Source organism: Phenylobacterium sp., assembly GCF_020253645.1.
In the GTDB taxonomy this organism is placed as follows: Bacteria; Pseudomonadota; Alphaproteobacteria; order Caulobacterales; family Caulobacteraceae; genus Phenylobacterium.
Genome location: NZ_JADCBG010000077.1, coordinates 1 through 7,915, shown reverse-complemented (window position 1 = coordinate 7,915; position 7,915 = coordinate 1). Strand labels below are relative to the sequence as shown.

Here is a 7,915-nt window from a genome sequence, read left to right as displayed (position 1 = left end):
GCGGCGTAGCGCTGGACGAGAACCTTGACCTTCTCGTTACGGTTGACGGCGCTCTTCTTGGCCATGTTACCTTTCCTTCCCGTCCCTTAGGCGTTGAACGGGAACTGGAATTCCCGAAGAAGCTGACGCGCCTCCTCGTCGGTCTTCGCAGTCGTGGCGACGATGATGTCCATGCCCCACAGTTGATCGATCTGGTCGTAGTTGATCTCGGGGAACACGATGTGCTCCTTCAGGCCCATGGCGTAGTTGCCGCGACCATCGAAGGAGGTGGGCTTGAGGCCCCGGAAGTCCTTCACCCGCGGCAGGGCGATGGTGATCAGCCGGTCCAGGAACTCGTACATCCGATCCTTGCGCAGGGTGACCTTGGCGCCGATCACCATGCCCTCGCGCAGCTTGAAGCCGGCGATGGAGTTGCGCGCCTTGGTGGGAACCGGCTTCTGACCGGCGATACGCGCCAGGTCGCCGACGGCGGCCTGGACCTTCTTGGAGTCACCGACCGCTTCGCCGATCCCCATGTTCAGGACGATCTTGTCCAGACGCGGGATCTGCATCTCGTTCGTGTAGCCGAACTTCTCCTTCATCGCCCCGCGGATCCGCTGGCGATATTCGGTCTTCAGTCTGGGCTCGTAAGCTTGATCAGCCATTGATCACCTCGCCGGTGGTCTTGGCCACGCGGACCTTCTTGCCATCATCGATACGGAAGCCGACACGGGTCGGCTTGCCCTGGGAGTCGACGACTGCGACGTTGGAGACATGGACCGCCGCTTCTCGGGTGCGGATGCCGCCCTGCGGATCGGCCTGGGTCGGACGGGTGTGCCGCTGGATCATATTGATCCCCTGAACGACGACACGGCCTTCCTTCGGCAGGACCTTCATGACCGCGCCCTGGCGACCCTTGTCCTTGCCGGCCAGGACCACGACGCGGTCCCCCTTCTTGATCTTCGCGGCCATCACAGCACCTCGGGAGCGAGTGAGATGATCTTCATGTGGTTCTTCGCGCGAAGTTCCCGGGGAACCGGCCCGAAGATCCGGGTGCCGATCGGCTCGCTCTGCTTGTTCACGATGACCGCAGCGTTGCGGTCAAAGCGGATCAGGGAACCGTCCTTGCGCTTGATCGCCTGGGACGTGCGTACGACGATCGCCTGAAGCACATCGCCCTTCTTCACACGACCGCGCGGAATGGCTTCCTTGACCGACACGACGATCTTGTCGCCAACGCCAGCGTAACGGCGACCTGCGCCGCCCAGGACCTTGATGCACATGACGCGGCGGGCGCCAGAGTTGTCAGCAACGTCGAGGTTGGTCTGCATCTGGATCATGGATCAGCCCTCCCTCAGGACGCCTGCGAAGCGGCGGCCTTCGGCAGCACTTCCCAGGTCTTGGTCTTTGAGCGCGGAGCGCACTCGATGATGCGGGCGATCTCGCCCGCCTGGTAGGTGTTGCCCTCATCATGGGCGTGGTACTTCTTCGACCGGCGGACGGTCTTCTTCAGCACCGGATGCAGGAAGGTCCGCTCGACCTTCACGACCACCGTCTTGTCGCCCTTGTCGGAGACGACGACGCCTTCAAGAATGCGTTTCGGCATGTTCGTACTCCCTAGGCCGTGGCCTGGCGGCTGCGCAGGACGGTCTTGATCCGGGCGATGTCCTTGCGGATCTCGCCGGCGCGATGGGTCTTCTCAACCTGACCCGTCGCAGCCTGGAAGCGCAGGTTGAACTGCTCCTTCTTCAGGTTCAGCAGGCTCTCGGCGAGCTGGTCGGGGGTCATGGCCAGGATGTCTTCAGTCTTCATCACGCGTGCTCCGCGACAGCGTCGATGCGGGTGACGATGCGGGTCTTCACCGGCAGCTTGGCGGCGCCGAGGCGCAGCGCCTCCCGGGCGATATCGTCCGGCACGCCGTCGATCTCGAACATGATCCGGCCGGGATGCACCCGGGCGGCCCAGTACTCCACCGAGCCCTTGCCCTTGCCCATCCGGACTTCAGCAGGCTTGTCGGTGACAGGCACGTCCGGGAAAATCCGGATCCAGACCCGACCCTGACGCTTCATCTGGCGGGTGATCGCCCGCCGGGCGGCCTCGATCTGACGGGCGGTGATCCGCTCGGGCTCGACAGACTTCAGGCCATAGGAGCCGAAGTTCAGCGTAAAGCCGCCCTTGGCCGTCCCGTGGATCTTGCCCTTGAACTGCTTGCGGTACTTGGTCTTCTTCGGGGAAAGCATGGCTGTCTCTTAAGCTCCCGCGGTCTCGCGGCGGTCACGGCGCGGACCCCTGTCCGGACGGTCGCCAGACCGTTCGCGCCCGCCACCCTCGCCGGCCGGACCGGACTCCGAGGCCAGGCGCTTGTCCATCGCCATGGGATCGTGCTCGAGGACCTCGCCCTTGAAGACCCACACCTTCACGCCAATGATGCCGTAGGTGGTCTTGGCCTCCGCAAAGCCGAAGTCCATGTCGGCGCGCAGGGTGTGGAGCGGCACGCGGCCTTCCTTGTACCATTCCATCCGGGCGATTTCCGCGCCGCCCAGGCGACCGGAGACATTGATCCGGATGCCCTTGGCGCCGAGGCGCATGGCCGACTGCATGGCCCGCTTCATGGCCCGACGGAAGGCGATCCGCCGCTCGAGCTGGGACGTGATGTTCTCGGCGATCAGCTGGGCGTCGGCTTCCGGCTTGCGGATCTCGACGATGTTCAGGTGAACCTCTCCACCGGTGATGGCGGCGACGTCCTTGCGCAGCTTCTCGATGTCCGCGCCCTTCTTGCCGATGATCACGCCGGGGCGTGCGGCGTAGATGGTGATGCGGCACTTCTTGTGGGGACGCTCGATGATGATCCGGCTGACGCCGGCCTGGTACAGGCGCTTCTTGAGCTCTGCGCGAACCCTGAGGTCCTCGTGCAGGAGGCGCCCATAGTCCGCGCCATCGGCGAACCAGCGGCTGTCCCAGGTGCGGTTGACGCCGAGGCGAAGCCCGACCGGATTGACTTTCTGACCCATCAGGCGGCCTCACCGAGTTCGCGGACCACGATGGTGATCTCGCTGAAAGGCTTCTGGATACGGGATGCGCGGCCGCGGGCGCGCGCCGCGAAACGCTTCATCACCAGGTTCTTTCCCACGTAGGCCTCGGCGACGACCAGGGAGTCGATGTCGAGGTTGTGGTTGTTCTCAGCGTTCGAGATGGCCGAGTAGAGCGCCTTGCGCACGTCGCGGGCGATCCGCTTGTGGCTGAACTCCAGCTCGTTGAGGGCCCGCTGGACCTTCAGGCCGCGGATCGACTGGGCCACCAGGTTCAGCTTGCGGGGGCTGACCCGCAGGGTGGTGGCCTTGGCCATGGCCTCAGCCGGCTTCAGGCGGCGGGGATTGGACGGCTTGGACATGCCTACTTCCTCTTCGCCTTCTTGTCCGCCGCATGACCCGGGAAATACCGGGTCGGGGCGAATTCACCGAGCTTCATGCCGACCATGTCCTCGGAGACCAGCACCGGCACGTGCTTCTGACCGTTGTGCACGCCGAAGGTCAGGCCGACGAACTGCGGCATGATGGTCGAGCGGCGCGACCAGGTCTTGATGACATCCTTGCGGCCAGAGACCTGGGCGGCCTCCGCCTTCTTGAGCAGGTAACCGTCGACGAACGGTCCTTTCCAGACGGAACGGGTCATGGATCAGCGAGCCTTCCGGGCGTGACGCGAGCGGATGATGAACTTGTCCGTCGCCTTGTTGGTGCGGGTGCGCGACCCCTTGGTCGGCTTGCCCCAGGGCGTAACCGGGTGACGGCCGCCCGAGGTGCGGCCTTCACCACCGCCGTGCGGGTGGTCGACCGGGTTCATGGCGACGCCGCGGACGTGCGGGCGACGCCCCTTGTGCCGAGAGCGGCCGGCCTTGCCCAGGACCTCGTTCATGTGGTCCGGGTTCGAGACGGCGCCCACCGTGGCCATGCAGGCGTCCGGGACCATGCGCAGCTCGCCCGAGTTGAGGCGGATCTGGGCGTAGCCGGCGTCCCGGCCGACCAGCTGGGCGTAGGCGCCTGCCGAACGGGCGATCTGGCCGCCCTTGAGGGGCTTCAGCTCGATGTTGTGGATGATCGAACCGATCGGCATGGCGCGAAGCGGCATGGCGTTGCCGGGCTTCACGTCCGCGCGCTCGGAGGCGATCACCTGGTCGCCGGCCTTGAGGCGCTGCGGGGCCAGGATGTAGGCCAACTCGCCGTCTGCATAACGGATCAGGGCGATGAAGGCGGTGCGGTTCGGATCGTACTCGATCCGATCGACCGTGCCGACCACGTCGAACTTGCGGCGCTTGAAATCCACCTTGCGGTAGAGGCGCTTGGCGCCGCCGCCACGGAAGCGAACGGCCACGCGGCCTCCGCCGCCCCGGCCGCCTGTCTTGGTCAGGCCCTCGACGAGCGCCTTCTCCGGACGACCCTTGTGGAGCTCGGACCGGTCGATCAGCACCAGGGTGCGACGGCCGGGCGAAGTCGGATTGTACTGCTTCAGAGCCATCGCTTCAGAGCCCCGTGGTGATGTCGATCGACTGGCCCTCGGCCAGGGTCACGACAGCCTTCTTGACGTCGGAACGTCGGCCTTCCCGGCCGCGGAACCGCTTGGTCTTGCCCTTCACGTTCAGGGTGTTGACCTTGGTCACCGAGACCTTGAACAGCACCTCGACGGCGGCCGCGATCTCATCCTTGGTGGCGTCGCTGGAAACGCGGAACACGACCTTGTTCTGCTCGGAGAGCAGGGTCGCCTTCTCGGTGATCACCGGAGACAGGATGGTGTCGTAATGACGGGCGGAGGGGGTGGCCATTATGCGGCCTCCTTCTCGGCAAAGCGGACGTTGATCGCCTCGACCGCGTCCTTGGTCAGGACGAGGGTGCGACGGCGCAGCACGTCGTAGACGTTCAGGCCGGCGTTCGGCAGCACGTCCACGTTCGGGATGTTCCGGGCGGCCAGGCGGAAGTTGCCGTCGACCTCCGGACCCGCGATCACCAGAGCGTTGACCAGACCGATCTTGCCAAGGGCCGTGCGCAGGGCCGCGGTCTTGGCCTCGGGAAGGGCCAGACTGTCGACGACCACGAGGTCGCCGGCCCGGGCCTTGGAGGACAGGGCGTGGCGGAGGGCCAGGGCGCGAATCTTCTTGGGCAGGTCGAAGGCGTGGCTGCGCACCACCGGCCCGTGGGCCTTGGCGCCGCCGACGAACTGGGCCGCACGACGCGAGCCGTGACGGGCGCCGCCGGTGCCCTTCTGCTTGTACATCTTCTTGCTTGTGCGGGAGACTTCGTTCCGGACCTGGATCTTGTGGGTGCCGGCCCGCCGCTTGGCGAGCTGCCAGGTCACGACCCGCTGCAGGATGTCGCCGCGGATCTCCTCGATCCCGAAGATGGCGTCAGACAGTTCAATGGAACCGCCCTTCCCGCCGTCGAGCTTGATGACGTCGAGTTTCATTATTCCTGACCCTCGGCTTGCGGAGCCTCTTCGGCGGGGGCGGCCTCGGCGGCGGGGGCCGCAGCCTGGCCGGCCTTGCGGAAGGCGCCGGGCGTCGGGACGCCGGCGGGCGGAGCCTTCACGGCGTCGCGGACGCGGACCCAGGAGCCCTCGGAGCCCGGGACCGAGCCCTTGACCATGATCAGGCCGCGGTCTGCGTCGATGCGCCAGACGGTGAGGCCCAGGGTGGTGACGGTTTCCTGACCCAGATGGCCAGCCATCTTCTTGCCCTTGAAGGTCTTGCCGGGATCCTGACGCTGGCCGGTGGAGCCATGCGCGCGGTGCGACACGGACACGCCGTGGGTGGCGCGCATGCCGCCGAAGTTCCAGCGCTTCATGGCGCCGGCGAAGCCCTTGCCGATGGTGGTGCCGGTGACGTCCACCTTCTGGCCGACCACGAAGTGATCCGCCGTCAGCTCGGCGCCGACCTCGATCAGATTCTCGGGCGACACCCGGAACTCGACCACCTTCTGGCGGGGTTCGACCTCGGCCTTGGCGAAGTGGCCGCGCAGGGGCTTGGTGACGTTCTTGGGCTTGCGGAGACCCGCGCCAAGCTGGAGGGCGACATAGCCGTCACGCTCCGCGGTGCGGTGGCCGGTCACGGCGCAGCCATCCAGGCTGAGGACGGTCACGGGTACGTGGACCCCATCCTCATCAAAGAAGCGGGCCATGCCGAGTTTCTTGGCGATCACGCCGGTACGCATCGACCGATCCCCCTTACAGCTTGATCTCGACGTCCACGCCAGCGGACAGGTCGAGCTTCATCAGCGCATCGACGGTCTGCGGGGTGGGATCGACGATGTCGAGCACGCGCTTGTGCGTGCGGATCTCGAACTGCTCGCGGGACTTCTTGTCGATGTGCGGCGAGCGGTTGACCGTGAATTTCTCAATCTGAGTCGGCAGGGGGATGGGCCCCCGGACGGTCGCGCCGGTGCGCTTGGCCGTGTTCACGATCTCGCGCGTGGAATGGTCCAGCACGCGGTGATCGAAGGCCTTGAGCCGGATGCGGATGTTCTGACGATCCATATCGCTCTTAAGTTCCCCTACAGACGGCGGTCCGTCCGCGTGCCATTGACCATTTCAAAGACCAACTCCGGCCGCCCTTGCGAAGCGACCGCACACGAAAGTCCGCAAAACGAAACGAAGCCAGCCCGAAAGACAGCGCTGGCTTCCGCCCCGCCCGGGACGGCTGTCCCCGGCAAAGGCCGCTCCGCGGACCGCGTCTGCCTTTTGACACAGGGTCAAACGGCACAGCCGGTCCAACAGGAGGCGCGGGTATACGTGCCCGACTCGCCCCCGTCAAGCGAGGCATCCCCATTTGGCGAAGCTTCATTTCCGAGCCGTAGGCAGCAGAAAGGGCCGCGGAGTTTCCTCCGCGGCCCCTGTTGTATCCCGGCCGGGGCCGGGGGATGGGCGAGGATCTACTCGACGATCTTCGAGACCACCCCGGCGCCCACCGTCCGGCCGCCCTCGCGGATGGCGAACCGAAGGCCCTGGTCCATCGCGATCGGCGTGATCAGCTCCACGTCCAGCTCGGCGTTGTCGCCCGGCATGATCATCTCGACGCCTTCCTTCAGGCGGATGATCCCCGTCACGTCCGTCGTCCGGAAGTAAAACTGCGGGCGATAGTTCGTGAAGAACGGCGTGTGACGACCGCCCTCCTCCTTGGTCAGGATGTAGGCCTCCGCAACGAACTTCGTGTGCGGCGTGATCGAGCCCGGCTTGCACAGCACCTGGCCGCGCTCCACGTCCTCGCGCTTCGTGCCGCGCAGCAGAACGCCCACATTGTCCCCCGCCTGACCCTGGTCCAGCAGCTTGCGGAACATCTCCACGCCCGTGCACACCGTCTTCTGGACAGGACGGATGCCGACGATCTCGACTTCCTCGCCCACCTTCACAACGCCCTTCTCGATCCGGCCCGTCACAACCGTGCCGCGACCCGAGATCGAGAACACGTCTTCCACAGGCATCAGGAACGGAAGATCCACAGGACGCTCAGGCTGCGGAATGTACGCATCCACCTGCGTCATCAGCTCCAGGATCGAGTTCTCGCCCAGGACCGGGTCGCCGCCGTCAATGGCCACCTTCGCCGAACCCTTCACGATCGGGATGTCATCCCCCGGGAAGTTGTACGACGACAGAAGCTCACGGACCTCCATCTCGACCAGGTCCAGAAGCTCCGGGTCGTCCACCAGGTCCACCTTGTTCATGTAGACCACCAGGGCCGGAACACCCACCTGGCGCGCCAGAAGAATGTGCTCCCGCGTCTGGGGCATCGGGCCGTCCGCCGCGCTCACCACCAGGATCGCGCCGTCCATCTGCGCCGCGCCCGTGATCATGTTCTTCACGTAGTCGGCGTGCCCGGGGCAGTCCACGTGCGCATAGTGACGGTTCTGAGTCTCATACTCGACGTGCGCCGTGTTGATCGTGATCCCCCGCGCCT

General features: G+C 65.7%; 15 protein-coding genes. All 15 read right to left on the bottom strand.

The features are described from left to right. Window positions 1–86: 86 nt before the first annotated feature. Window positions 87–644: a 50S ribosomal protein L5 gene (rplE, locus tag INE98_RS05660; protein ID WP_293537274.1), complete on the bottom strand. Its 558-nt coding sequence runs from the start codon at window positions 642–644 to the stop codon at window positions 87–89. Further along, window positions 637–951, bottom strand: a complete 315-nt coding sequence (rplX, locus tag INE98_RS05655; protein ID WP_293537273.1) for a 50S ribosomal protein L24 — start codon at window positions 949–951, stop codon at window positions 637–639. The genes rplE and rplX overlap by 8 nt, the downstream gene beginning before the upstream one ends. Beyond that, window positions 951–1,319, bottom strand: coding sequence for a 50S ribosomal protein L14 (gene rplN / locus INE98_RS05650; RefSeq protein ID WP_293537271.1), 369 nt, complete (start codon window positions 1,317–1,319; stop codon window positions 951–953). The genes rplX and rplN overlap by 1 nt, the downstream gene beginning before the upstream one ends. Before the next feature lie 14 nt (window positions 1,320–1,333). Next, on the bottom strand, window positions 1,334–1,585 hold the full coding sequence (gene rpsQ / locus INE98_RS05645; protein ID WP_293537270.1) for a 30S ribosomal protein S17: 252 nt from the start codon (window positions 1,583–1,585) through the stop codon (window positions 1,334–1,336). An 11-nt stretch (window positions 1,586–1,596) separates the two neighbouring features. Continuing rightward, a complete protein-coding gene (gene rpmC / locus INE98_RS05640; RefSeq protein ID WP_293537269.1) occupies window positions 1,597–1,791 on the bottom strand; it encodes a 50S ribosomal protein L29 in 195 nt (64 codons plus the stop codon). After that, window positions 1,791–2,219 carry a 50S ribosomal protein L16 gene (gene rplP / locus INE98_RS05635; protein ID WP_110449824.1) on the bottom strand — a complete coding sequence of 143 codons (429 nt, stop codon included), beginning with the start codon at window positions 2,217–2,219 and terminating at the stop codon, window positions 1,791–1,793. The genes rpmC and rplP overlap by 1 nt, the downstream gene beginning before the upstream one ends. 9 nt (window positions 2,220–2,228) lie before the next feature. Beyond that, window positions 2,229–2,990: a 30S ribosomal protein S3 gene (gene rpsC, locus INE98_RS05630; RefSeq protein ID WP_293537267.1), complete on the bottom strand. Its 762-nt coding sequence runs from the start codon at window positions 2,988–2,990 to the stop codon at window positions 2,229–2,231. Further along, window positions 2,990–3,370: a 50S ribosomal protein L22 gene (gene rplV / locus INE98_RS05625; RefSeq protein ID WP_293511836.1), complete on the bottom strand. Its 381-nt coding sequence runs from the start codon at window positions 3,368–3,370 to the stop codon at window positions 2,990–2,992. Before rplV ends, rpsC begins: the two co-directional genes overlap by 1 nt. A 2-nt stretch (window positions 3,371–3,372) precedes the next feature. After that, the gene (gene rpsS / locus INE98_RS05620) at window positions 3,373–3,651 is read right to left on the bottom strand and encodes a 30S ribosomal protein S19 (protein ID WP_110449821.1); all 279 of its coding nucleotides are present in this window, start codon (window positions 3,649–3,651) and stop codon (window positions 3,373–3,375) included. 3 nt (window positions 3,652–3,654) lie between these two features. Continuing rightward, window positions 3,655–4,491 carry a 50S ribosomal protein L2 gene (gene rplB, locus INE98_RS05615; protein WP_293537264.1) on the bottom strand — a complete coding sequence of 279 codons (837 nt, stop codon included), beginning with the start codon at window positions 4,489–4,491 and terminating at the stop codon, window positions 3,655–3,657. A gap of 4 nt (window positions 4,492–4,495) precedes the next feature. Continuing rightward, entirely contained in the window at window positions 4,496–4,795 is a 300-nt protein-coding gene (locus tag INE98_RS05610) for a 50S ribosomal protein L23 (protein ID WP_293537263.1), read from the bottom strand. Further along, window positions 4,795–5,433 (bottom strand): 50S ribosomal protein L4, encoded by a 639-nt coding sequence (gene rplD / locus INE98_RS05605; RefSeq protein ID WP_293537261.1) that lies wholly within the window; start codon window positions 5,431–5,433, stop codon window positions 4,795–4,797. The genes INE98_RS05610 and rplD overlap by 1 nt, the downstream gene beginning before the upstream one ends. Continuing rightward, window positions 5,433–6,176 (bottom strand): 50S ribosomal protein L3, encoded by a 744-nt coding sequence (rplC, locus tag INE98_RS05600; RefSeq protein WP_293537259.1) that lies wholly within the window; start codon window positions 6,174–6,176, stop codon window positions 5,433–5,435. The genes rplD and rplC overlap by 1 nt, the downstream gene beginning before the upstream one ends. A 13-nt stretch (window positions 6,177–6,189) precedes the next feature. Then, window positions 6,190–6,498 (bottom strand): 30S ribosomal protein S10, encoded by a 309-nt coding sequence (gene rpsJ / locus INE98_RS05595; protein WP_110449816.1) that lies wholly within the window; start codon window positions 6,496–6,498, stop codon window positions 6,190–6,192. A 395-nt stretch (window positions 6,499–6,893) separates the two neighbouring features. Beyond that, on the bottom strand, window positions 6,894–7,915 hold a 1,022-nt coding region (gene tuf / locus INE98_RS05590; RefSeq protein WP_293537257.1), incomplete at its 5' end, for an elongation factor Tu.